A 23,386-nucleotide genomic window follows, 5' to 3' on the forward strand; every position below is an offset into this window, starting at 1 on the left:
CGCACCTCACTCCCCAGCGGATCCAATCGCCTACGGTGCGTTGGATCCGAGGAAGGACGGTACCCGGACAGGCGGCATGAGGCATCCCCCCAACGGCCGCCCCAAACCGGAAGGCCGATGATGGGTCATACTTTCGGCTGACCCGGCATCGGCCTGAGTGCAAGATCGGCGACGGTACGCGACCACACCGCCCCGAACGGACCGACGAGCCCGACCCACCGGCCGGCGACCCGCACCTGAACGTCGTCCTCGCCGCTACCGGCGAAGCCCATCCGGACCAGACCCTGCACCAGCCGCTGCGACACCTCCACCGGCGTACGCGGGTCCTCGTCCGGCGTCACCACCACGGCGACGTGGTCCAGCAGCGCGTCCCGCAGCACCCGCTGACCCACCGCGCGGCCGGCCACCCCGTGCGTGGCCGCCTCGCGCAGCGTCCCGGCCGCCGCCTCCGCGATCCGGCGCAACTCCGCGCCGGGCAGCGTCTCCACCAGGCGGCTGGCAGCCGGTGGGAGCTGCCAGCGCCAGCCGTCGTCCCGCCGTACCGGCAGCGCCGCGCCCCCGGCGGAGAGTTCGGCCAGCAGCTCCCCCGCGGCCACCGTGACGTCACCGGGGGCGGCGCCGGGCACGGTACGGACCACGAGCACCCCCCAGGGCAGCCGCGCCCAGAGCGCCGTACGCCCGGCGCCGGGCACCGGCCGCAGGCGGACCACCGTGGCCGGGTCGAACCGGACCAGCCGGGCCAGGAAGGCCCCCGCGTCGGCCACCCCGGTCAGCCCGTGCCCGGTCGTCATCCGCTCAGCCCCGGCGCGTAGCGGAGCAGGAACGCGCGCTCGTCCGGCGAGATCCGGCGTGGCCGCTGGGCGGCGAGGTCGAACGGCACCAGCACCGACCGGGCGGTGCTGGCCAGCGTGTCGCCGTCGTACAGCTCGTAGGCGACCGAGAACGAGGCGTTGCGGATCTGGTCCACCCACAGCTCGATCCGCACGGTCGGGGCCGCCTCCGCGCTGGCCCGGCCGAGCGCGTAGTCGACCGGGCGCAGGTAGTCGACCTCGTGCCGGCGGATGACCACCCCGTCGGCGAACGAGCCCACTCCCCACGCCCGGCCACCGGCGAACATCATCGCCACCCGGGCCTCCTCGTAGAGCGTGAGGAAGCGGGCGTTGTTGACGTGGCCGTACGCGTCCAGGTCGGACCAGCGCAACGCGCAGTGGTAGACGAAGCGGTCAGTCACGGGTGAGCTTGCGGTAGGTCACCCGGTGCGGCCGGGCCGCCTCGGCGCCGAGCCGGTCGATCTTGTTCTTCTCGTACGCCTCGAAGTTGCCCTCGAACCAGAACCACTTCGCCGGGTTCTGGTCGTCGCCCTCCCAGGCCAGGATGTGCGTGGCGACCCGGTCCAGGAACATCCGGTCGTGGGAGATGACCACGGCGCAGCCGGGGAACTCCAGCAGCGCGTTCTCCAGGCTGGACAGCGTCTCCACGTCCAGGTCGTTCGTCGGCTCGTCGAGCAGGATCACGTTGCCGCCGATCTTCAGCGTCAGCGCCAGGTTGAGCCGGTTGCGCTCGCCGCCGGAGAGCACCTTCGTCGGCTTCTGCTGGTCCGGCCCCTTGAAGCCGAACGCCGCGATGTACGCCCGGGACGGCATCTCGACCTTGCCCACCATGAGGTGGTCCAGCCCGTCGGAGACGACCTCCCAGACCGTCTTGTCGCCGTCCAGGCCCTGCCGGTTCTGGTCGACGTACGACAGCGAGACGGTCTCGCCGACCCGGACCGAGCCGCTGGTCGGCTGCTCCAGCCCGACGATGGTCTTGAACAGCGTGGTCTTGCCGACGCCGTTCGGGCCGATGATGCCGACGATGCCGTTGCGGGGCAGCGAGAACGACAGGTCGTCGATCAGCACCCGGTCGCCGAACGCCTTCGTCAGGTTCTGCGCCTCGATGACCGTGTTGCCCAGTCGCGGGCCCGGCGGGATCTGGATCTCCTCGAAGTCCAGCTTCCGGGTCTTCTCCGCCTCGGCGGCCATCTCGTCGTAGCGGTCCAGACGGGCCTTGGACTTGGTCTGCCGAGCCTTGGCGTTCGAGCGGACCCACTCCAGTTCCTCGGACAGCCGCTTCTTCATCTTGGCGTCGCGGCGTCCCTCGACGGAGAGCCGGGCGGCCTTCTTCTCCAGGTAGGTGGAGTAGTTGCCCTCGTACGGGTAGGCCCGGCCGCGGTCCAGCTCCAGGATCCAGTTGGCCACGTTGTCCAGGAAGTACCGGTCGTGGGTGATCGCCAGGACGGTGCCGGCGTACTTGGCCAGGTGCTGCTCCAGCCACTGCACGCTCTCCGCGTCCAGGTGGTTGGTGGGCTCGTCGAGCAGCAGCAGGTCCGGCGCCTCCAGCAGCAGCTTGCACAGCGCGACCCGGCGGCGCTCTCCACCGGAGAGCTTGGTGACGTCGGCGTCCGGCGGCGGGCAGCGCAGCGCGTCCATCGCGAGTTCGAGCTTGGAGTCGATGTCCCACGCGTCGGCGGCGTCCAGCTCCTCCTGGAGCTTGCCCATCTCCTCCATCAGCTCGTCGGAGTAGTCGGTGGCCATCTGCTCGGCGATGGCGTTGAACCGCTCCAACTTGGCCTTGGTCTCGGCGACCGCCTCCTCGACGTTGCCGAGGACCGTCTTCTCCTCGTTGAGCGGCGGCTCCTGCGCGAGCATGCCGACGGAGTAGCCGGGCATGAGCCGGGCCTCGCCGTTGCTCGGCCGGTCCAGCCCTGCCATGATTTTGAGGAGGCTGGACTTACCGGCGCCGTTCGGACCGACCACCCCGATCTTGACACCCGGCAGGAAGTTCAGCGTCACGTTGTCGAGCACGACCTTGTCGCCGTGCGCCTTGCGCGCCTTGTCCAGGACGTAGATGAACTGGGCCACGGTGCGGGCTACCTCCGTCGGTTGCGTTCGCGGGCTTGTCGGGTGCGGGGCGCGGGCGTCGATCTCCGCCCGCCGCCGCCGGCCGGGAGCCGGCCGCACGCACGCCGCCGTCAATCCTGACAGGTACGGACCGCCACGCCCACATCACCCCACCCCAGGGGTACGGTGGCGCGCCTCCTTGCCGGCGCGGGTATGACTGAATAGCCTTGGCGTATGACCAAGAAGATCGCCGTGAGCCTGCCGGACGACGTCGCGGAGCGGCTGGCCAAGGAGCCGAACGTGTCCGCCTTCGTAGCGCGCGCCGTGCGTCGGCAGATGGCCGGCGAGCAGACGCGGGTGCTGCTCGCTCGCGCCGGTGTCACGATCACCGACGAGGACGTGGCCCGGGCCCACGCGGAGATGCAGCAGCTCACCGCGAGTATCACGCCCGAGCTTCGTGAGCGGGCCAGCCGGCTCCAGTCGGAGGTCCTTGCGGCCAGGGCGAAGGCGCGGCGGTGACGCAGTTCGGCCTGGCGCTCGACACGGCCGCGCTGCTGGCCTATGCCTCGGGCGCCAAGGACGTCGGTGCGAGGATCGCCGAGGCCGCCGACTACGCGCGTGACGTGCTGGTGCCCGCCCTCTGCCTGGCGCATGCCCATCAGCAGGCCACGGCTCCGCAGTGGGAGCTTCTGGAACTGCTGGCCGCCCTGCCGCAGGTGCAGATCACCCCCGTGGAACCTGACATGTGCGCCTACCTCGGAGGCTGGTCGCGGCGGATGACCGGGCGGATGGATCTCGCGCAGCTGGCCATGGAGGCCGCCGCCAATCCGCTCGTGCCGATCGTGACGGACCGGCGGGAGCTGCTCGGGGAGGTGCTGCCGAAGGAGTGGCCGATCATCGACCTCTGAGCCACCGGTGTCGACAAGATCACGCGGTGGGTTCGGCGGTTCTGGGACGGGTAGGTAACTCCGGCACGGGGGAACAGAGGCCGCAGCTACGCTCAGTACGCTCATCGCGGTGGACCCGTCAGTACCCGGAGGTGGCCGATCGTGACCGTCCGTAGCTCCTTTGTCGTAGTGGCCAACCGCCTGCCGGTCGACGAGGTGAGCACACCCGAGGGGCGGCAGTGGCGGCGCAGCCCGGGCGGGCTGGTGACCGCGCTGCACCCGGTGCTCGCCGAGCACCAGGGCACCTGGGTGGGGTGGGCCGGCGGCACCGGCGCCGCGCCCGAGCCGTTCGACCTGGAGGGCATCCGCCTGCACCCGGTGCCGTTGAGCGCCGAGGAGCTGGAGCGCTACTACGAGGGCCAGTCGAACGCGACGATCTGGCCGCTCTACCACGACGCCGTGGAGACACCCGCATACAAGCGGCGCTGGCGCGAGGCGTACCGGTTGGTGAACGCCCGGTTCGCGGAGGCCGCGGCCGACGTGGCGGCCGAGGGCGCCACGGTCTGGGTCCAGGACTACCAGCTCCAGCTGGTGCCGGCGATGCTCCGCGAGCTGCGGCCGGACCTGCGGATCGGCTTCTTCCTGCACATCCCGTTCCCGCCGATCGAGCTGTTCATGCAGATGCCGTTCCGCACCGAGATCCTGCGCGGCCTGCTCGGCGCGGACCTTGTCGGTTTCCAGCAGCGGCTGGCGGCGCAGAACTTCGTCCGGCTGGCCCGGCACCTGCTCGGCCTGCGCTACGAGGGCCAGATGATCCAGGTCGACGGCCGGCAGGTGAAGGCGGGCGCGTTCCCCATCTCGATCGACACCAAGGAGATGGAGCGGCTGGCCGAGGACCCGGCGATCCAGGCCCGCGCCAAGCAGATCCGCGAGGAGCTGGGCAACCCGAAGACGATCATCCTGGGCGTCGACCGGCTCGACTACACCAAGGGCATCGAACTCCGCCTGAAGGCCTTCCGCGAACTCCTCGCTGACGGAAAGTTGACAGTTCCGGACGCGGTTATGGTGCAGGTCGCCACGCCCAGCCGCGAGCGTGTGGAGCACTACCAGGCACTTCGGGTGAAGGTGGAACGCGAGGTTGGCCGGATCAATGGTGAATTCGGCCGGGTCGGCGTGCCTGCAGTGCATTATCTGCATCAGTCGTACAGTCGCTCCGAACTGGCCGCGATGTACGTCGCGGCCGACGTCATGATGGTGACCCCGCTGCGAGACGGAATGAATCTGGTGGCCAAGGAGTACGTCGCATCGCGCGCCGACCAGGGCGGCGCGCTCGTGCTCAGTGAGTTCGCCGGCGCTGCCACCGAGCTGCGCCAGGCGTTCCTGTGTAATCCGCACGACCCGGACGCGGTGAAGGACGCGTTGCTGCGGGCCGTGCATGTCGAAAAGCCCGAAGCCCGCCGCCGGATGCGCGTCATGCAACGCCATCTGCGCAGCCACGACGTGGGCCACTGGGCCAAGTCGTTCCTCAGCGAGCTCGGCGTCGGAGATACGGAGGCTGCGTGACCTCGCCCGCCCTCGCCGCCGCACACGGCGGCGTGCTGGATCCCGAACTGCGTGCCGCGATCGGCCGCATCGCCCGGGTTCCGCAGCTTCTGGTCGCCTGCGACTACGACGGCACGCTCGCGCCGATCGTCGAGGACCCGAGCAAGGCCGTTCCGCTGCCGGAGTCGGTGGCCGCGGTACGCGCTCTGGCCTCGCTGCCGCAGACCAGCGTCGCGGTGGTCTCCGGCCGCGCGCTGCGCGACCTGGCCACGCTCTCCCGGCTGCCCAGCGAGGTGCACCTCGTCGGCAGCCACGGCTCGGAGTTCGACATCGGCTTCGTCGAGCGCCTCACCCCCGAGCTGATCGCGGTCCGGCACCGGCTCCGCGAGGCGCTGCGGGAGATCGCCGCCGAGCATCCGGGCATCCGCCTGGAACGCAAGCCCGCCAGCGTCGCCGTGCACACCCGCGGCGTCGACCCGCACACCGCCGCCCGGGCCGTCGAGGCGGTCCGCAACGGGCCGGCGACCTGGGACGGCGTGACGGTCACCCAGGGCAAGGAAGTCATCGAGCTGTCGGTGGTGGTCACCAACAAGGGCACCGCGATCGACCAGCTCCGGACCCAGCTCGCCGCCAGCGCGGTGCTGTTCATCGGCGACGATGTCACCGACGAGAACGCGTTCGGCAACCTGACCGGGCCGGACGTCGGCATCAAGATCGGCCCCGGCGAAACCCGCGCCGACTACCGGGTGTCCGAGCCGATCGAGGCGGCCCGCGCGCTGGGGCTGCTGCTGGAGACGCGGCGGCACTGGCTGTTCGGCGAGCGGGCGGTGCCGATCGAGCGGCACTCGATGCTCGCCAACGGCCGTACCGTCGCGCTCGTCACGCCGGAAGCGAAGATCACCTGGCTGTGTCACCCGAAGCCGGACTCGGCGGCGATCTTCGCCGACCTGGTCGGCGGCAGCCCGGCCGGGCACTTCACGGTCGGCCCGGAGCGCGGCGGCATCCCGCTCGGCCAGCGCTACCGCAGCAACACGATGACCGTCGAGACCCGCTGGTCCGGCCTGACCGTGACCGACTGGCTCGACCTACCGGTACGGCAGACCACGCCGGACGACCCGGCCGTGGTCAGCGGCGACTCCACACTGGTCCGGGTGCTCAGCGGCACCGGGCGGGCCCGCGTCGAGTTCGCGCCACGGCCCGAGTTCGGCCAGGTCGCGGTGCAGCTCCAGCCGCTCGACGACGGCCTGCTGGTGCTCGGCTCCAACGAGCCGGTCGCGCTGCACTCCCCCGGCGTCGAGTGGGAGGTCACCAACGACGCCGGGTACGAGACCGCGAAGGCGGTGGTCGACCTGTCGGCGGCCGGCGGCCAGGTGGTGCTGGAGCTGCGCTTCGGCACCCAGAGCCTGGAGCCGCACCGGCTGCCGGTGCACGAACGGCAGGCCGCCGCCGAGCAGCCCTGGAAGGACTGGGTGGCCTCGCTGCGGCTGCCCGCCACCGCCCGGGACCTGGTCGCCCGCAGCGCGCTGACGCTGCGCGGGCTCTGCCACGAGCCCACCGGCTCGATCCTCGCCGCGGCCACCACGTCGCTGCCCGAGGAGCTGGGCGGTGTCCGCAACTGGGACTACCGCTACTGCTGGCTCCGGGACGCCGCGATGACCGCCCGCGCGCTGGTCGACCTCGGCTCCACCGAGGAGGCCGAAGGTCTGCTGCGCTGGATCGACGGCGTGGTCGAGCGCACCGGCGGGCACCCGGAGCGGCTGCACCCGCTCTACACGGTGGACGGCTTCGAGCTGGGCGCCGAGGCGGTCATCGACACGCTGCCCGGCTACGCCGGCTCCCGGCCGGTACGGGTCGGCAACCTCGCCAACCACCAGCTCCAGCTCGACGTGTTCGGGCCGGTCGCGGACCTGATCGCGGCAGTCGCCGACGCCCGGGGCTCGATCCGGGACGACGAGTGGCGGGTGCTGGAGAACATGGTCGAGGCGGTACGCCGCCGCTGGCACGAGCCCGACCACGGCATCTGGGAGGCCCGCCTCCCCCCGCGGCACCACGTCTTCTCCAAGGTCATGCTCTGGATGACCGTGGACCGGGCGCTGCACGTCGTACGGCGGCACGGCGGCGAGGACCGGCCCGAGTGGGTCGAGCTGCGCGACCGGATCGCCTCGAACGTGCTGGAGCACGGCTGGCACCCGGAGGCCGAGGCGTACAGCGTCGCCTACGGCTACGAGGAGATGGACGCCTCGTCGCTGTGGATCGGCATCTCCGGGCTGCTCGCCGGTGACGACCCGCGCTTCCTCTCCACCGTGCTCAAGATCGAGGCGGAGCTGCGCAGCGGGCCGGTCGTCTACCGGTACCACTGGGACGACGGCCTGCCCGGCCGGGAGGGCGGCTTCCACATCTGCACGTCGTGGCTGATCGAGGCGTACCTGCGCACCGGCCGCCGGAGCGACGCGGAGGAGCTGTTCACCCAGATGGTCGACACGGCCGGGCCAACCGGGCTGCTGCCGGAGCAGTACGACCCGCTGGCCGAGCGCGGGCTGGGCAACCACCCGCAGGCGTACAGCCACCTGGGCCTGATCCGCTGCGCCCTCCTGCTGGACAACATGCTCAAGCAGTAACGCCGTACGAGGGCGGCGGCGGGGACCCAACGGTCCCCGCCGCCGCCCTCGTTCCATCCCCGCCCCGCCCGCCCCGCCCCGCCCCCGCGATCTTGCAGTTGCGGCCCGGGCAAAGGTGATCGAAACGGGCATCCTGCGGGCACGAAGTGCAAGATCGATGCGCTCGGGGCGGGGCGGGCGGGGCGGCGAGGGCGAGGGCGGAGGGTCAGGCGGGGGTCAGGGCGTGCACCACGTCGCCTACCACCACGATCGCGGGTGGGCGCAGGGCGGCGGCCTCGACGTCGGCGGCGACCGCGCCGAGCGTGGAGCGCAGCGTGCGCTGGGCCGACGTGGTGCCCTCCTGGATCACCGCGGCCGGGGTGTCCGCCGGCTTGCCGTGCGCGATCAGGGTGGCGCTGATCGCGGCGAGGTTCTTCAGCCCCATCAGGATCACCAGCGTGCCGCGCAGCCCGGCCAGGGCGTCCCAACGCACCAGCGACGCGGGCGCGTCGGGCGCGAGGTGCCCGGAGACCACTGTGAACTCGTGCGCCACGCCCCGGTGCGTCACCGGCACGCCGGCCACCTCGGGCACCGCGATCGCGCTGGTCACGCCGGGTACCACAGTCACCGGTACGCCCGCCTCGGCGCAGGCCAGCAGTTCCTCGCCGCCCCGGCCGAAGACGTACGGGTCGCCGCCCTTGAGCCGTACCACCACCTTGCCGGCCCGGGCCCGGTCCACCAGGATCCGGTTGATCTCCTCCTGGGCGCGCGACGGCCCGTACGGGATCTTGGAGGCGTCGACCAGCTCGACGTCGGGGCGCATCTCGTCCAGGAGCAGTCCGGGCACGAGCCGGTCGGCGACGACCACCTCGGCCTCGGTGAGCAGCCGCCATCCCTTCACGGTGATCAGCTCCGGGTCGCCCGGACCGGATCCGACGAGCGCGACGCGGCCGCCGGTGTTAACAGGGGTCCCTTCCTCTACCGCAGGCGTTAACGGGGGGCCCTTCCTTCCGAGCAACTCCCGGACGGCGTCGCGGACTGCCATCGCGCGGCGGGGGTCGCCGCCACCGAGGACCGCCACCGTCACCGGGCCGTGCCGGGTCACCGCCGGCGTCCACGCGCTCGCCGCCGTCCGGTCGTCGGCGCGTACGCAGAAGATCCGCCGCTCGGCCGCGGCGGCGCTGACCGCGGCGGCGGCGGTCCGGTCGTCCACCGCCACCTGGACCAGCCACGCGCCGTCCAGGTCACCGGGGGCGAACCGGCGCGGCTCCCAGTGCAGCCGCCCGGCGTCGACGTGGGCACGCAGCGCCGGCGTCAGTTCGGGCGAGACCAGCAGGACGTCCGCGCCGGCGTCGAGCAGCGCCGGCACCCGCCGGGTGGCGACCGCTCCCCCGCCCACGACGACCACGCGCCGCCCGTCCAGCCGCAACCCCAGGGGGTACGGGCTGGGCGACGTCGGTCCGGTCACTTCTCCGCCACCCCGGCGGAGTCGAACGTCGCCACCTCGTGCAGTACCCGGACCGCGCCGGTGACCACCGGCAGGGCGAGCAGCGCCCCGGTGCCCTCGCCGAGCCGCAGCCCCAGGTCGATCAGCGGCTCCAGCCCGAGGTGCCGCAGCGCCGCCGTGGCGCCCGGCTCGGCGCTGCGGTGCCCGGCCACCATGGCGCCCACCGCGTCCGGCGCGAACGCGGCGGCGGCGACCGCGGCGCTCACCGCGATCACGCCGTCGAGCAGCACCGGCACCCGGCGCGCGGCGGCGCCGAGGATCAGGCCGGTCAGCGCGGCGTGCTCCAGCCCGCCGACGGTCGCCAGCACACCCAGCGGGTCGGCCGGGTCGGGCTCGTGCCGGGCCAGCGCGGCCCGCACCACCGCCACCTTGCGGGCGTACGTCTCGTCGTCGACCCCGGTGCCCCGGCCGGTGGCCGCCTCGGCGTCGACGCCGGAGAACGCGGCGATGAGCGTGGCGGACGGGGTGGTGTTGCCGATGCCCATGTCGCCGGTGAGCAGGATGCCCGCCCCGGCGTCGATCAGCTCGCCCGCGACCCGGATACCGGTCTCGACGGCCGTGCGGGCCTCGTCCCGGGTGAGCGCGGCGGTGACAGTCATGTCGCGGGTGCCGGCGCGGACGTTCGCGGACACCAGACGCGGCCCGGCCGGGTCGGCGGACTCGGCGCCGGGGATCGGGGTGGCCACGCCGACGTCCACCACCGTGACCGAGGCGCCGGCCTGGCGGGCGAACGCGTTCACCACGGCGCCGCCGGCCAGGAAGTTGGCGATCATCTGGGCGGTGACCTCCTGCGGCCACGGGGTCACGCCCTGGGCGTGCACGCCGTGGTCACCGGCGAAGATCGCCACCGCGGCCGGCTCGGGCAGCGGCGGCGGGCAGGCGCCGGCCAGCCCGGCGAGGCGTACCGAGAGCGGCTCCAGGGCGCCGAGCGAGCCCGCGGGCTTGGTCAGCCGCCCCTGCAACTCGCGGGCCGCCGCCATGGCGGCCTCGTCCAGCGGCCGGATCGCCGCGACTGTGGACTCCAGCATCATACCTCCAGGATCCGTGCCAGCGTCTCGATGAACGCGTCTGTGGTGCCCCTGTCGCGTACGGCGATCCGGAGCCAGTCCGGGCCGAGCCCGGGGAACGTGTCGCCCCGGCGTACCGCCCAGCCGTGCGCGCGCAGCCGCTCCCGTACGTCGGCGGCGCCGGCCACGTGGATCAGGACGAAGGCGGCGGCGGGGCGGCCCGCCACGCGTACCCCGGGCAGGCCGGACAGGCGGGCCACCAGGTGGTCGCGGTCGGCGGCGAGTTCGGCGGCGATGGCGCGTTCGGCGGCGACGGCGGCCGGCGCGGCGCAGGCGGTGGCGGCGGCGAGCGCGGGGGTGGAGACCGCCCAGAGCGGCTGCGCGGCGGCGAACCGGGCCAGCAGCGCGGGGTCGCCGAGCAGGTAGCCGATCCGCAGCCCGGCCAGGCCCCAGGTCTTGGTGAGGCTGCGCACGACCACGAGGCCGGGCAGGTCGCGACGCGCGGCCAGGGACTCGGGCTCGCCGTCGACGCCCGGCGCGGTGGTGGTGTCGGCGAAGGCCTCGTCGACCACGAGCACCCGTCCGGGGCGGGCCAGCGTGGCGATCGCCTCCACCGGGTGCAGCACGGAGGTCGGGTTCGTGGGGTTGCCGATCATGACCAGGTCGGCGTCTTCCGGGACGCTCGCCGGGTCCAGGCGGAAGCCGTCGGCCGGGTCGAGCAGCACCCGGTCCACCCGGTGCCCGGCGGCCCGTAGCGCGGCTTCCGGCTCGGTGAACTGGGGGTGCACCACGACGGGGTGGCGGACGCCGGACAACGCGCGGGCGATCAGGACGAAACCCTCGGCGGCGCCGGCGGTGAGGAGTACCTCTTCCGGGGGTCGCCCGTGCCGGTGAGCGACGGCGGCGCGGGCCGGCGCCGGGTCCGGGTACGCGGCCAGGTCGCCCAGCGCGGCGGTGACCGGGTCGGCCAGCCAGTCCGGCATCGGGGCGCGGCGCACGTTGACCGCCAGGTCGACCAGGCCGGGCGTGGCCTCGGCGTCCCCGTGGTGGCCCAGGTCGGGCTCGTCGAGCGCGGCGGCGCTCCCGGTCGATGGTGCGGGCATGTCCGCGATCCTGCCGGGTAGCCGCCGCCCGGGACAGCGCATCCCGGCGTGGGTCGCGTCACGGTCCGCCGGTTTATGAGTTCTTCTCATTTCCGAATCGGAAATGTCATAGCTTGACCCCGTGAGCAGTCGTCCCCTTGCTTCCGCTGGCCGTCTCGTTCCTCTTCTCCGCGCCGGGCTGATCGCCGGCATCGTGGTCGCCGCCGCCCTGTATCCGCTGGTCGCCGTCACCGGCATCGGGGCCAAGGCCACCGCGCACGCGATCGAACAGAAGACGAGCATCCTCAAGACCGCGCTGCCGGCCGAGACCTCGTACGTCTACGCGCCGGACGGCAAGACGGTGCTGACGATGTTCTACGAGGAGTACCGGCAGTACACCAAGATCGAGAACATGTCGCCGAACATCCAGCAGGCGATCGTCGCCGCCGAGGACAACCGCTTCTACCAGCACCACGGCGTCGACCCGAAGGGTGTGGCGCGAGCTTTCGTCTCCAACGCCCGATCCGGCGGCGTCTCCCAGGGCGCCTCGACGATCACCATGCAGTACGTGCGGATGGCGCTGCGGGACAGCGCGACCACGCCCAAGGAGGTCCAGGAGGCGACCCAGCAGACCAGCCTGCGCAAGGTCAAGGAGATGCGCATGGCGCTGGACATCGAGAAGCACCTGACCAAGGAACAGATCCTGGAGCGCTACCTCAACTCGGCCTACTTCGGCCACCGCGCGTACGGGATCTACGCCGCCTCGCAGATCTTCTTCTCCAAGACCCCGGCCACACTCACCCCGGTCGAGGCGGCCACGCTGGCCGGGCTGGTGAAGTCGCCGTCGGAGTACGACCCGATCACCTCCGACCAGAAGGAGGCCACCGGCCGGCGCAACTACGTGCTGGACAACATGGCCCGCCTCGGTTACCTGTCGCCCGACGCCGCCGCGGCGGCCAAGGGCCAGCCGATCAAGCTGAAGCTGACCGACCCGCCGAACGACTGCGCCGCGATCGACGGCGGGCACCGTAGCTGGGGCTTCTACTGCGACTACCTGAAGAACTGGTGGAGCGCCCAGCCCGCGTTCGGCGAGAACCGGCTGGAACGGATGGACAAGCTGCGCCGCGGCGGCTACCGGATCGTGCTCGCGCTCGATCCGAAGACGCAGGCGGCGGCGGAGAAGAACGTGGGCGCCAAGGACAACACCGGCAGCCCGTTCGCCAACGGCATCGTGGTCGCCGAGCCCGGCACCGGGCGGATCAAGGCGATGGCGGTGAACCGGAACTACTCGCTGGATCTGGCCGAGAACCCGAACAGCTCGAACCCGGAGGCCGGACCGAAGGTCAAGGCGAACTACCCGAACACGGTGGCGCCGCTGCTCGGCGGCGGGACGCTCCCGGGCTACCAGGCCGGTTCGACGTTCAAGATGTTCCCGATGCTCGCCGCGCTCAACGCCGGGATGCCGCTGTCCACCGCGTACGACTCGCCGTACACGTACAAGTCGGCCGTCTACGACGGGTGGGCCCCGTCGAACGCCAGCGGCGCGATGACCGGGCGGCAGACCATGTGGTCCGGGTTCGGCAAGTCGGTGAACACCTACTTCGTCCAGCTGGAGGAGAAGATCGGCGCGGACGCCGGGGTGCGGCTGGCCGAGCAACTGGGGCTGCGCTGGCGTACCGACGTGGACAAGGAACAGGCGTCGCCGGGCAAGGCGAAGAAGTGGGGCGCGTTCACGCTCGGCGTCTCCGACGCCACCCCGCTGGAGATGGCGAACGCGTACGCCGCCATCGCCGCCGACGGGCGCTACTGCGAGGCCATCCCGGTCAACGCGATCATGAACCGGGACGGCACACCGGCCACGTACAGCACGCCGGGCGGGGTGCAGCGGGAGGTCGCCAAGCCGCGGTGCCGCCAGGTGGTGAACGCGGACGCGGCCCGGGCCGCCACGGACGCGGCGCGCTGCCCGACCGGCGACACCCCGGCGAAGGGGAGCTGCGGCGGCTGGTCGACGGCCGACAGCGTCCGCGGCACCGTGGGCCGGCCGGTAGCCGGCAAGACGGGTACGACGGACAGCACCCGGTCGGCGTGGTTCGTCGGCTACACGCCGGAGCTGGCGGCGGCGAGTTTCATCGCCGACCCGGACAATCCGTTCAACGCGGTGGGTGACGGGCAGTCGCAGATCCCGGTGAACGCGGTGGCGCAGACCCTGCGGGATTCCCTGAAGGGTCAGCCGACCCGCCAATTCACCCCACCCTCGGACCAGATTGTCGGCTGACCCGCCCCGATCCGCCCGGGGGTGCGCCCGGGTAGTCGATCAAGGAGTTTGCGTCCGGATCGCCTGATCCGCCGACGCGAGCTCCTTGATCGACGTTTCCGTCACCTTGCGGTCAGGCGGGCGCCGGCACGGGCGCCAGCGCGGCGGCCACCAGCCGGGCCGCGACGTCCGGGTGCGCGGCCCAGTGCGGCACGAGCTGCGAGGCGTGCACGGCCTGCCGGACGAACCCCTCCGGGTTGCCGCCCTCCCAGCGCCAGGCCGGCCGCTCACCGGCGCGCGGCGTGAGCACTGCCGCGTGCTGCTTGTGCCCGGTCACCGTCGTACCGGCCGGGGCCACCACGCTGTCCGTGACCGCCGTGGCCGTGCGGTAGCCGACCACCAGGCCGTCCCGGACCGTGCCGACCGCGTCGAGCACGCCGCACATCGGCAGGCCGTCCAGCTCCCGGGCCAGCCAGAGCAGGCCGGCCCCCTCGGCGATCACCGGACGGCCCGAGCGGGCCAGCTCGGCCACCGCGATGCAGAGGCGGCGGTTGGCGGAGAGCTGCTCCGCGTACGTCTCGGGCAACCCGCCGCCGACGACGAGCGCCCGCGCCCCGGCGGGCAGCGCCTCGTCGCGCAGCGGATCGAGCGTGACCACCTCGGCGCCGGCGGCGCGCAGCAGCTCGGCGACCTCCGGGTGGCTGTAGGCGCCGGCCGGACCGCCGGCCAGCGCGACCACCGGGCGCTCCGCCGACGCCGCCGGGGCGTCGGCCGGCTCCGGCGACCACGCCTGAACGGTGAGCGCCGGGGCGGACCGGGCCAGCACCAGCAGCCGGTCGAGGTCGACGGTGGCGGCCACCGCCTCCCCGAGCCGGCGTACGCCACGTTCGGCATCGGCGTCGCCGCGCACCACGGGACCGGTGCCGTACCGCCGGGCGGGCAGCACCGGCGGCAGCTCGTGCCGGCGCAGCGCCCCGTAGACCGGCACGCCGACGTCGTCGAGCGCCTCGCGCAGCAGCGCCTCGTGCCGGGGCGAGGCCACCCGGTTGAGGATCACGCCGCCCAGCCAGAGCTCGTCGTCGTACGCCCGGAAGCCGTGCACCAGCGCGGCCACCGACTGGCCCATCGCGGCCACGTCCACCACGAGCACCACCGGGCTGCGCAGCGCGGTGGCCACCGCCGCCGTGGACTCGCTCTCCGGCCGCCCGGCGACCGAGTCGTAGAGGCCCATCGTCCCCTGCACCAGGGCGAACCCGGTCCCGGCCGCGCCGTGCGCGAAGAGCGGGACGATCCGCTCCGGACCGACCAGCCTCGGATCGAGCGTGCGCCCGGGACGGCCGGCGGCGAGCCCGAGGTACGCCGCGTCCACCTGGTCCGGCCCGACCTTGAAGCCGGCCACCGGGAGATCCCGGTCGGCGAGGGCCGCCAGCAGGCCGAGAGAGACGGCGCCGGTGCCGTGACCCGAGGAGGGCGCACTCAGCACGACGCGCGGCACGTCGGTCATCATCGACTCCTGATGTGGGTGGTTTCCGCCCGCGTGACCATACCCGTCCGGCCCGGCCCGCGACGTCCGCGCGTACCGCCGTTTCTGCCCGGCGACGGCGAGTGGCATCGCTCATACGGGTAGCCTTGGCCAACGTGTACCGGTTCCTGCTGACCCCGCGCTGGCTCGGCTACCTCGCGCTGACGCTCGTCGCCGCGACGGTGATGGTGTTCCTGGGCAACTGGCAGCTGGACCGCTACCGGGGCCGGACGGCGATCAACGACCGGATCGACGCCGGGGCCACCATGACGCCCGCGCCGCTGCGCGACGCGCTGCCCGCGCCCACCGGAGGCGCGGGTGCCGTCGGTCCCGCTCCGGCCGAGGAGCTGACCTGGAGCCGGGTCACCGCCACCGGCCGGTACGACAGCGCGAACACCGTCCTGATCCGCGGCCGGACCGTCGACCGGACGGTCGGCTTCGAGGTGCTCACCCCGCTGGTGCTCGCCGACGGCAGCGCGGTGCTCGTCGACCGGGGCTGGATCCCGCCCGCCCCCGGGGCAGGCGCGACGGTCCAGCCGCAGGTGCCGGCGGCGCCGGGCGGCGAGGTGACAGTGACCGGCCGGGTGGTCGCCAGCGAGAGCGGCGGGGGCGGGGTCAGCCGGCGCGACGGGAAGCTGGAGGCCCGGCGCATCGACATCCCCCGCCTGGCGGAGCAGCTGCCCTATCCGGTGACCGGCGGCTACGTGCTGCTCGACGGGCAGACGCCGGCCGCCGACCCGGCCTTCCGGGCGGTGCAGATCGGGCACACGAACAACTGGCAGAACTTCGGCTACGTGTGGCAGTGGTGGATCTTCGCGGTGATGAGCCTGTTCGGCTACGGCTGGGTGGCGCGCCGCGAGGCCCGGCGCCTCGCCGGACTGGACAAGCCGGGCGAGCCGGTGGACCGGGCCGCCGAGCCGGCCGCCCCCACCTCCGCCTGAGCCGGACCGGTCAGCCGGTGATCCGGCCGGCGTGGATGGCGCGGACCGCGTCGATCGTGTCCGCCTCGGCGGCCGTCTTGTCGTGGCGGTAACGCAGCACACGGGCGAAGCGCAGGGCCATGCCACCCGGGTAACGGCTGCTGGTCTGCACCCCGTCGAAGGCGATCTCGACCACCTGCACCGGCCGGACCCGCACCTCCCAGTCGCCCTTCTCCACTGCGAGCGACAGGAACCGCTCGGTCTGCCAGCGCAGCATCTCGTCGGTGAGCCCCTTGAAGGTCTTGCCGAGCATGACGAACTCGCCGGTTCGCGGGTCACGGGCGCCGAGGTGCAGGTTCGACAGCCACCCCTCGCGCCGGCCGCTGCCCCACTCGACCGCGAGCACCACCAGGTCGAGCGTGTGCCGCGGCTTGACCTTGACCCAGGCCGAGCCGCGCCGGCCGGCGTCGTAGGGCGCGGCCGGGTCCTTCACGACCACGCCTTCCTGCCCGGCGTCAACCGCCGCGGCGAACGCCGTGGCCGCCTGCTCCGCGTCGTCCACCTCGATCCGGTCGACGAGCAGCGAGGCGTCGACCGCGCGGGCCAGGGCCGCCCACCGCTCCCGCCCGGGCGCGTCGATCAGGTCGGCGCCGTCGAGGTGCAGCAGGTCGAAGAAGTACGGCGTGAGCACCGGCTCGCCGGTGCGCTCGGCGGCGGCCAGCACAGCGGGCGCGACCTGCGTCGGCCCGGTGGTGCTGGGCGTGGTGCGCCGGGCCGCCCGGCTGGACGTCTCCTGGAACGGCAGCGGCCGGCCGGCCGCGTCCAGCCCGATCGCCTCACCGTCGAGCACCAGCTCGCGGGCGGGCAGCGCGCGTACGGCCGCCACCACCTGGGGCAGCCGGCCGGTGATCTCGTCCAGGCTGCGGGTGAACACGGCGATGTCCGAGCCGGAACGGTGCACCTGGATGCGGATGCCGTCGAGCTTCACGTCGACCATCGCCGGCACGCCGGTGGCGGTGAGCGCCTCGTCGACGGAGGGCGCGCTCTGCGCCAGCATCGGCGCGAGCGGGCGGCCCACCTGGAGGCCGAACCCGGCCAGCGCCGGGGCGCCGCCGGTGAGCGCCGCGACCGCCACCGCGCGCAGGTCACCGGCGAGCAGCAGGGCACGCCGGACGGCCGCGACCGGTACGTCGGCGGCGCGGGCGACCGCGTCGGTCAGCAGCCCGGCCTGCGCGCCCTGCCGCAGCTCGCCCCGGAACAGGCCGGTCAGCAGGCGCTGCTCGTCGGCGGTCGCGGCGGCGAAGAGACGGCCGACGAGATCCCGCCGCCGGGCCTGCGAACCGGAGCCGGCGACGCGGGAGATCTCCTCGATCGCCGCGTCGACGGCGGCGACGGTGAGCGTCGGCTCGGCGGCCGGCGGCGGCAGGTCACGCAGGCCCGCCCAGCCGACACCGGTCTGACGCTGGCGCAGCTCACCGGCGAGATAGCCGGCGCCGGCCGGGATCTCGCCCGGCTCCAGCCCGCGCAGCGCAGCGGCCAGCAGCTCCACCTTGGCTCGTCTGCCGCTGGTGGCGCCGACCGCGGCCGAGGTGGCCGCCAGCTCCACGAAACGCACGCCCATATCCTGCCAGTCACCTGCGACACCGGGGCCGATCCGGCGACCCGGCACACCACACGGGTGGCCGGGTCACCGGCAACCGGTCAGGCCGAGACCGGTTCCTCGATCCGCAGGCCGCGCCCGCGCACGCCCTCGGCGACCCGGGTGAGCAGCGCGTCGAGCGTGACCAGCGCGGCGGAGAGCTCGCCGATCTGTTCGTTGAGCGTGTCCTCGGACCACGCGGAGACGTCGACGTCCCCCAGAGCACGGACGGCGGCCTGAAGCCGCTCCATCTCGTCGTTCGTACGCATGTTCGAAAGGCTATAACACCCCGCCCGCCGACACACCACAAACTCCGACATCGGCCCCGAAGTTACGGTTTCGACACCTCAGCCGCGGTTTCCGGCCTCCGCCACCCGGGCCAGCAGCAGCGCCTCGGCCAGGCACACCCGCGCGAACTCGCCCAGGTGCAGGCTCTCGTTCGGCCCGTGGGCCCGCGCGTGCGGGTCCTCCACCCCGGTCACCAGGATCGCGGCCTGCGGGAACATCTCCTGGAACGTGGCGATGAACGGGATCGACCCGCCCACCCCGATGTCCACCGGGTCGGTGCCGTCCCAGGCCGCCCGGAACGCCGACCGGGCCGCGTCGAACATCGGCCCGGAGGCGTCGATGACGCAGGGCGCGCCGTCGTGCTCGAACGTCACCGACACCTGCGCGCCCCACGGCGCGTGCCGCTCCAGGTGCGCGGTCAGCGCCGCGTACGCCTTCTTCGGGTCGTCGCCCGGCGCGAGCCGTACGCTCAGCTTCGCCTTCGCGGACGGCACCAGCGCGTTCGGCGCCTCGCCGGTGGCCGGCGCGTCCACGCCGAGGATCGCCAGCGCCGGCTTGGTCCAGAGCCGGTCGGTGATCCGGCCGGTGCCGAACAGCTCCGCGCCGTCGACCAGGCCGGCCTCGGCGCGGAACCGGTCCTCCGGGTAGTCGACGCTGGCGCCCTCGCGGCCGACCAGTCCGTCCACCGCGACGTCACCGGCCTCGTCGTGCAGCGTGCCGAGCAGCTTCACCAGCGCGGTGAGCGCGTCCGGCACCGCGCCGCCGAACATGCCGCTGTGCACCGCGTGGTCGAGCGTGCGCACCTCCACGAAGCAGTTGACGATGCCGCGCAGCGAGGTGGTCAGCGCGGGCACGCCGACGTCCCAGTTGGTGGAGTCGGCGATCACGATGACGTCGGAGGCCAGATCGTCACGGTGCTCGGCGAGCAGCCGCTCCAGCGAGTCCGAGCCGTACTCCTCCTCGCCCTCGATGAACAGCACCACGCCGACCGGGAGCCGGTCGCCGAACGCGCGCAGCGCGGCGACGTGAGCCATGATGCCGGCCTTGTCGTCGGCGGCGCCCCGGCCGTAGAGGCGGCCGTCACGCTCCACCGGCTCGAACGGGTCCGACTCCCACAGCGACAGGTCGCCGACCGGCTGCACGTCGTGGTGCGCGTACATGAGCACGGTGGGCGCGCCGGGCGGGGCCGCCTTCGTGCCGATCACCGCGGGCTGGCCGCCGGACCGGACGATCCGCGTGTCGAGGCCGCAGCCGCGCAGCAGCTCCGCCACCGCCTCGGCGGAACGCTCCACGTGCGAGTGGTCGAAGCCCTCGAAGGCGATGCCCGGGATGCGGACGAGTCGCTCGAGGTCGGCACGGACGCCGGGCAGTTCCCGCTCGACGGCGGCCCGCACCTCGGACTCGGAGAGGATCGGAGTGGTCATGACCGGAATCGTATGCTGGCCTTACCCCGCCACGTCGGCCGAGCCTGATCGCCGGCCGCCCACCCGGACGTAGTAGCGGTCCGCGTCGTGCGGCAGGTCCGGGGCGCCGTCGACGACCAGGTCCACCGCCGCCGCGGTGCCGTCGGCGGTGAAGTGCGCCCGCTCCCCCGCGTGCCAGCGGCGCAACTCCGGCAGGATCTGCTCACCGTCGCGGGCGAGCGCCCGGCGCAACCGCAGCTCGGCCGGCGCGGTGACGAGCACCGACAGCGTCAGCTCGGGGCGTACCGCGGCGCGGGCGGCGCTCACCCCCTCGACGATCAGCACCGGACCGGCCGGCACCGGCACCACCCGGTCCAGGAAGCGCCGGCGCACCCAGCTGTAGCGGCGGTAGCCGCCCGCCCGGCCGGCCCGCAGCGGGCCGAGCACCTGCTCCTCCAGCCGGGTCCAGAACGTGAGCTGGTCGTCCCAGCCGTCGAGCAGGTCGTCGGTGTGCACCAACGGCGGGCGCACGCCGCCCGCCCGCTCCGCGAGCGCGTCCGCGAGGCGCGTCGCGAACACGCTCTTGCCCGCGCCGCTGGGCCCGTCGACGGCCACCAGCCGGGTACGCCCCAACCGCGCCGGACCGGCCAGCACGCGGCGGGCCAACCCGGCGTACGCCTCGATCACGGCGACGTTCACCCGACCGACGCTAACGTTCCCCCGTCCGCTGGAACCTGCGACCCGGGCGGACCGTTTCGGCGAGCGGTGACGTGGGCGGCTGGGCATCATCGGGGGGTGCTCCATGACGTGATGTGTCCGGGCGTCGACGCCCTCCTGGAACAGGCCCGCGCCGGTCTCCGCCGGCTCACTCCGCACGAGACCGTCGAGGCGGTCCGAGGCGGCGCGCTGCTGATCGACACGCGTACCGAGGCGCAGCGCCGCGAGGAGGGTGAGCTGCCCGGCGCGATCGTCATCGACCGCACCGTGCTGGAGTGGCGGCTCGACCCGGCCAGCGCCTGGCGCATCCCCGAGGCCACCGGGTACGACCGCGAGATCGTCGTGGTGTGCCGGGAGGGGTACAGCTCCAGCCTGGCCGCCGCCAGCCTCCAGACGCTGGGGCTGCGGCAGGCCACCGACATGATCGGCGGGGTGCAGGGCTGGCGGGAGGCCGGGCTGCCGATGTCCGACCGCCCGGCCGACGTGCGCTACTGAACCGCGCGCTCCACGGCGGCCGGTCGGACGACGCGCTGTGCCGGCGGCGCGCCGGGTGGCACGAACGGCAGTCCCGGCGGCGGGCCGGACTCGATCAGCCGCCACAGCGCGTCCGTGTCGAGGTGTTCCTCCACCAGGTCGCCGAGCAGGTCCAGCGTCCGCTCCCGGGCCGCCGCGAAGGACGTGTCCGGGGCGACCTTGAAGCCGGTGCGCCCGGCCGCCGCCGCGACCTCGGTCAGGAAGCGGCGGCGGAACTCGTCGGAGGAGAACGTGCCGTGCCAGTGGGTGCCGTACACGTTGCCGAGGCGTGCGCCCTCGCCGGTGCCGTCGGTGTGACGGAGCAGCGGTGCGAGTCCCGGGTCGGCCGTCGACACCCGGCCGTGGTGGATCTCGTAGCCGCTCACCGGCACGTCTCCCGCGGCGCTGCCCTCGGCCCGGCGCACCGTCTTGACCGGCTCGAACGTGATCTCGACGGGCAGCAGCCCGAGGCCGGGAACGGTGCCCGCGCGGCTCTCCACCGGGTCGTGGATCGCCCGGCCGAGCATCTGGAAGCCGCCGCAGATGCCGAGCAGCGGCCGGCCGGCGGCGGCGTGCGCCAGTACCGCGTCGGCCAGGCCGGTCTCCCGCAGCCAGGCCAGGTCGGCGACAGTCGACTTGGTGCCGGGAAGCACCACGAGGTCGGCGGCGGCCAGTTCGGCCGGTTCGACGGTGAGGCGTACCCGCACACCCGGCTCGGTGGCGAGGGCCTCGACGTCGGTGGCGTTGCTGATCCGGGGTAGCCGCACCACTGCCACGTCGAGCCAGTCGGTGCCCCGGGGCGCGGGCGGCCGGCCGAGCACCCGCCCGTACGCGAGCGAGTCCTCCGCGTCCAGCCACAGGTCCAGCGCCCACGGCACCACCCCGTACGTGGGGCGGCCGGTGACCCGGCGCAGCATGTCCAGCCCCGGCTGGAGCAGCCCCCGGTCGCCCCGGAACTTGTTCACGACGAACCCGGCGACCAGCGCCTGATCGGCCGCGTCGAGCAGGGCGACGGTGCCGAACATCGAGGCGAACACGCCGCCCCGGTCGATGTCGCCGACCACGATCGTCGGCAGCCCGGCCGCACGCGCCAGCCCCATGTTGACGTAGTCGCCGTCGCGCAGGTTGATCTCGGCGGGGCTGCCCGCGCCCTCGCAGATCACCACCTCGTACTCCTCGCGCAGCTCGGTCAGCGCCGCGTACGCGGTGGTGGCGAGCCGGGACCGCACCTCGTGGTAGTTGCCGGCGGTGACCGTGTCGACCGCCTCGCCGAGCAGCACCACCTGGCTGGCGTGGTCGCTGCCCGGCTTGAGCAGCACCGGGTTGAACCGCAGGTCGGCGTCGAGCCCGCAGGCGGCGGCCTGCATCGCCTGGGCTCGGCCCAGCTCCCCGCCGCGCCCGTCCGGCCCGACCACGACGGCGGAGTTGTTCGACATGTTCTGCGCCTTGAACGGCGCGACCCGGACGCCCCGGCGGCGCAGCCAGCGGCAGATGCCGGCGGTGAGCACGCTCTTGCCCGCGTCGGAGGTGGTGCCGGCGACCAGCAGCCCGCCGCTCACCGCCCGCTCCCCCGGCGGGCTGCCCGCATGAGGACGCCGAGCGCGGCCCGTCCGGCGGCCCCGGCCACGCGCCCGACGGTCACCGGGTAGAGCGCGGCCAGGCCGAGCGCGGCCACGCCGACCGCGCCGGAGATCCGGGCGGCCCGCTTCAGGTGCCGCGCCTCGGGGCGGGGCCCGTCACCGAGGAACGGCCGGGTCTCCGCGCGGCCGAAGTAGACGTTGCGCCCGCCGAGCCGGACACCGAGCGCGCCCGCCATCGCCGCCTCGCACTGACCGGCGTTGGGGCTCGGGTGGTCGGCCCGGTCCCGCCGCCACACCCGCCAGGCGACGGCACGGTCCCCGTGCGCCGCCGGCGCGACCGCCACCGTGAGCAGCCCGGTCAGCCGGGACGGCACCAGGTTCAGCACGTCGTCCAGCCGGGCCGCCGGGGTGCCGAAGCGGGCGTACCGGGGCGAGCGGTGACCGACCATCGCGTCGAGCGTGTTTGCCGCCCGGTAGCCGAGCAGACCGGGCAGGCCCGCGACCGCGCCCCAGACCAGCGGGGCGACCACCGCGTCCGAGGTGTTCTCGGCGACCGACTCGACCGTGGCGCGGGCGAGTTCGGACTCGTCGAGGGCGGACGGGTCCCGCCCGCAGAGGTTGCCGAGGCGGGCCCGGGCGGCGGGCAGGTCGGCCCGGCCCAGCGCCCGGGCCATCACCCGGGACTCGTGCCGCAGCGTGCGCCCACCCAGCACCGTCCAGGTGCCGGCGGCGACCAGCGCGGCCCGGGCCACCGGATGACGGCGGGTGGCCAGCGCGGCGGCGGCGCCGAGCAGGACCGGCGCGCCGACGGCGAGCGCCGTGAACGCGGCGCCGGCCGACCGGTCGGGACGGTAGAGCCGCTGTTCCAGGGCACCGGCCGCCCGGCCGAAGCCGGCCACCGGATGCCACCGGCGGGGGTCACCGAGCAGCGCGTCGAGCGCGTAGCCCGCCACCAGTCCGGTCGCGTTCGCCATGGCGGTCGCCTGCCGCACCCGTCACCACCTCCGGCCGGCCAGCCTAGTCGTACGCGGGGTGGAGACGCCGATGTC

Annotated in this window: 20 protein-coding genes; 7 read left to right on the forward strand and 13 right to left on the reverse strand. The window is 73.8% G+C overall.

Going from position 1 to position 23,386, the window contains the following annotated elements:
- Positions 1 to 125: 125 nt before the first annotated feature.
- From A4R25_RS28160 to ettA, 3 genes are read right to left on the reverse strand one after another with little or no spacing between them, the layout of a single operon-like run.
- Positions 126 to 791 (reverse strand): hypothetical protein, encoded by a 666-nt coding sequence (locus tag A4R25_RS28160; RefSeq protein ID WP_064448653.1) that lies wholly within the window; start codon positions 789 to 791, stop codon positions 126 to 128.
- Entirely contained in the window at positions 788 to 1,231 is a 444-nt protein-coding gene (locus tag A4R25_RS28165) for a thioesterase family protein (RefSeq protein ID WP_043328894.1), read from the reverse strand. The genes A4R25_RS28160 and A4R25_RS28165 overlap by 4 nt, the downstream gene beginning before the upstream one ends.
- Positions 1,224 to 2,900, reverse strand: a complete 1,677-nt coding sequence (gene ettA, locus A4R25_RS28170; RefSeq protein WP_043328893.1) for an energy-dependent translational throttle protein EttA — start codon at positions 2,898 to 2,900, stop codon at positions 1,224 to 1,226. Before ettA ends, A4R25_RS28165 begins: the two co-directional genes overlap by 8 nt.
- A 213-nt stretch (positions 2,901 to 3,113) precedes the next feature.
- Between ettA and A4R25_RS28175 the strand changes: the two genes are divergently transcribed.
- The 4 genes from A4R25_RS28175 to otsB all read left to right on the forward strand — a co-directional run bounded on the left by A4R25_RS28175 (position 3,114) and on the right by otsB (position 7,926).
- The gene (locus A4R25_RS28175; protein ID WP_043328891.1) at positions 3,114 to 3,398 is read left to right on the forward strand and encodes a hypothetical protein; all 285 of its coding nucleotides are present in this window, start codon (positions 3,114 to 3,116) and stop codon (positions 3,396 to 3,398) included.
- Entirely contained in the window at positions 3,395 to 3,787 is a 393-nt protein-coding gene (locus A4R25_RS28180) for a hypothetical protein (RefSeq protein ID WP_051611384.1), read from the forward strand. Before A4R25_RS28175 ends, A4R25_RS28180 begins: the two co-directional genes overlap by 4 nt.
- A 141-nt stretch (positions 3,788 to 3,928) precedes the next feature.
- Positions 3,929 to 5,329, forward strand: a complete 1,401-nt coding sequence (locus tag A4R25_RS28185; protein WP_043328887.1) for a trehalose-6-phosphate synthase — start codon at positions 3,929 to 3,931, stop codon at positions 5,327 to 5,329.
- Entirely contained in the window at positions 5,326 to 7,926 is a 2,601-nt protein-coding gene (gene otsB / locus A4R25_RS28190) for a trehalose-phosphatase (protein WP_043328885.1), read from the forward strand. The genes A4R25_RS28185 and otsB overlap by 4 nt, the downstream gene beginning before the upstream one ends.
- Positions 7,927 to 8,131: 205 nt before the next feature.
- Here otsB and cobA read toward each other — a convergent pair whose 3' ends face one another.
- The 3 genes from cobA to cobC are packed head-to-tail and all read right to left on the reverse strand — an operon-like array spanning position 8,132 to position 11,522.
- Positions 8,132 to 9,373 (reverse strand): uroporphyrinogen-III C-methyltransferase, encoded by a 1,242-nt coding sequence (gene cobA / locus A4R25_RS28195; protein WP_043328883.1) that lies wholly within the window; start codon positions 9,371 to 9,373, stop codon positions 8,132 to 8,134.
- Positions 9,370 to 10,440 carry a nicotinate-nucleotide--dimethylbenzimidazole phosphoribosyltransferase gene (cobT, locus tag A4R25_RS28200; RefSeq protein WP_064448654.1) on the reverse strand — a complete coding sequence of 357 codons (1,071 nt, stop codon included), beginning with the start codon at positions 10,438 to 10,440 and terminating at the stop codon, positions 9,370 to 9,372. The genes cobA and cobT overlap by 4 nt, the downstream gene beginning before the upstream one ends.
- Positions 10,440 to 11,522 carry an Rv2231c family pyridoxal phosphate-dependent protein CobC gene (gene cobC / locus A4R25_RS28205; protein ID WP_064448655.1) on the reverse strand — a complete coding sequence of 361 codons (1,083 nt, stop codon included), beginning with the start codon at positions 11,520 to 11,522 and terminating at the stop codon, positions 10,440 to 10,442. Before cobC ends, cobT begins: the two co-directional genes overlap by 1 nt.
- A gap of 121 nt (positions 11,523 to 11,643) precedes the next feature.
- On the opposite strand from cobC, the gene A4R25_RS28210 reads away from it, so the two are divergent.
- Positions 11,644 to 13,776, forward strand: coding sequence for a transglycosylase domain-containing protein (locus A4R25_RS28210; protein WP_064448656.1), 2,133 nt, complete (start codon positions 11,644 to 11,646; stop codon positions 13,774 to 13,776).
- Between the two features lie 112 nt (positions 13,777 to 13,888).
- Here A4R25_RS28210 and A4R25_RS28215 read toward each other — a convergent pair whose 3' ends face one another.
- Positions 13,889 to 15,259, reverse strand: a complete 1,371-nt coding sequence (locus tag A4R25_RS28215; RefSeq protein WP_064448657.1) for a cobyrinate a,c-diamide synthase — start codon at positions 15,257 to 15,259, stop codon at positions 13,889 to 13,891.
- A 134-nt stretch (positions 15,260 to 15,393) separates the two neighbouring features.
- On the opposite strand from A4R25_RS28215, the gene A4R25_RS28220 reads away from it, so the two are divergent.
- On the forward strand, positions 15,394 to 16,218 hold the full coding sequence (locus A4R25_RS28220; RefSeq protein WP_043330989.1) for an SURF1 family protein: 825 nt from the start codon (positions 15,394 to 15,396) through the stop codon (positions 16,216 to 16,218).
- Positions 16,219 to 16,228: 10 nt separating this feature from the next.
- On the opposite strand, the gene A4R25_RS28225 is transcribed toward A4R25_RS28220, so the two are convergent.
- The 4 genes from A4R25_RS28225 to A4R25_RS28240 form a co-directional block, all read right to left on the reverse strand.
- Positions 16,229 to 17,812, reverse strand: coding sequence for an ATP-dependent DNA ligase (locus tag A4R25_RS28225; protein WP_064448679.1), 1,584 nt, complete (start codon positions 17,810 to 17,812; stop codon positions 16,229 to 16,231).
- A gap of 86 nt (positions 17,813 to 17,898) precedes the next feature.
- A complete protein-coding gene (locus A4R25_RS28230) occupies positions 17,899 to 18,105 on the reverse strand; it encodes a hypothetical protein (protein WP_030273275.1) in 207 nt (68 codons plus the stop codon).
- A 78-nt stretch (positions 18,106 to 18,183) separates the two neighbouring features.
- A complete protein-coding gene (locus A4R25_RS28235) occupies positions 18,184 to 19,548 on the reverse strand; it encodes a dipeptidase (RefSeq protein ID WP_064448658.1) in 1,365 nt (454 codons plus the stop codon).
- A 21-nt stretch (positions 19,549 to 19,569) separates the two neighbouring features.
- Positions 19,570 to 20,226 (reverse strand): uridine kinase, encoded by a 657-nt coding sequence (locus tag A4R25_RS28240; RefSeq protein WP_231915660.1) that lies wholly within the window; start codon positions 20,224 to 20,226, stop codon positions 19,570 to 19,572.
- A 111-nt stretch (positions 20,227 to 20,337) separates the two neighbouring features.
- On the opposite strand from A4R25_RS28240, the gene A4R25_RS28245 reads away from it, so the two are divergent.
- The gene (locus A4R25_RS28245; protein ID WP_013288093.1) at positions 20,338 to 20,739 is read left to right on the forward strand and encodes a rhodanese-like domain-containing protein; all 402 of its coding nucleotides are present in this window, start codon (positions 20,338 to 20,340) and stop codon (positions 20,737 to 20,739) included.
- Here the strand turns inward: A4R25_RS28245 and A4R25_RS28250 are convergent.
- Together A4R25_RS28250 and A4R25_RS28255 are read right to left on the reverse strand one after the other, a co-directional pair.
- Positions 20,733 to 22,316 carry a cobyric acid synthase gene (locus A4R25_RS28250; RefSeq protein ID WP_064448659.1) on the reverse strand — a complete coding sequence of 528 codons (1,584 nt, stop codon included), beginning with the start codon at positions 22,314 to 22,316 and terminating at the stop codon, positions 20,733 to 20,735. The genes A4R25_RS28245 and A4R25_RS28250 overlap by 7 nt on opposite strands.
- The gene (locus A4R25_RS28255) at positions 22,313 to 23,329 is read right to left on the reverse strand and encodes a cobalamin biosynthesis protein (protein WP_064448660.1); all 1,017 of its coding nucleotides are present in this window, start codon (positions 23,327 to 23,329) and stop codon (positions 22,313 to 22,315) included. Before A4R25_RS28255 ends, A4R25_RS28250 begins: the two co-directional genes overlap by 4 nt.
- Positions 23,330 to 23,386: the final 57 nt, after the last annotated feature.

The sequence above is a fragment of the Micromonospora sp. NBRC 110037 genome (assembly GCF_001652995.1).
In the GTDB taxonomy this organism is placed as follows: domain Bacteria; phylum Actinomycetota; class Actinomycetes; order Mycobacteriales; family Micromonosporaceae; genus Micromonospora; species Micromonospora chalcea.

Coding starts and splice junctions, on each gene's coding strand:
- A4R25_RS28160 (WP_064448653.1), bottom strand. CDS start 791: ATGACGACCGGGCACGGGCTGACCGGGGTGGCCGACGCGGGGGCCTTC.
- A4R25_RS28175 (WP_043328891.1), top strand. CDS start 3,114: ATGACCAAGAAGATCGCCGTGAGCCTGCCGGACGACGTCGCGGAGCGG.
- cobT (WP_064448654.1), bottom strand. CDS start 10,440: ATGCTGGAGTCCACAGTCGCGGCGATCCGGCCGCTGGACGAGGCCGCC.
- cobC (WP_064448655.1), bottom strand. CDS start 11,522: ATGCCCGCACCATCGACCGGGAGCGCCGCCGCGCTCGACGAGCCCGAC.
- A4R25_RS28215 (WP_064448657.1), bottom strand. CDS start 15,259: ATGACCGACGTGCCGCGCGTCGTGCTGAGTGCGCCCTCCTCGGGTCAC.
- A4R25_RS28230 (WP_030273275.1), bottom strand. CDS start 18,105: ATGCGTACGAACGACGAGATGGAGCGGCTTCAGGCCGCCGTCCGTGCT.
- A4R25_RS28235 (WP_064448658.1), bottom strand. CDS start 19,548: ATGACCACTCCGATCCTCTCCGAGTCCGAGGTGCGGGCCGCCGTCGAG.
- A4R25_RS28245 (WP_013288093.1), top strand. CDS start 20,338: ATGTGTCCGGGCGTCGACGCCCTCCTGGAACAGGCCCGCGCCGGTCTC.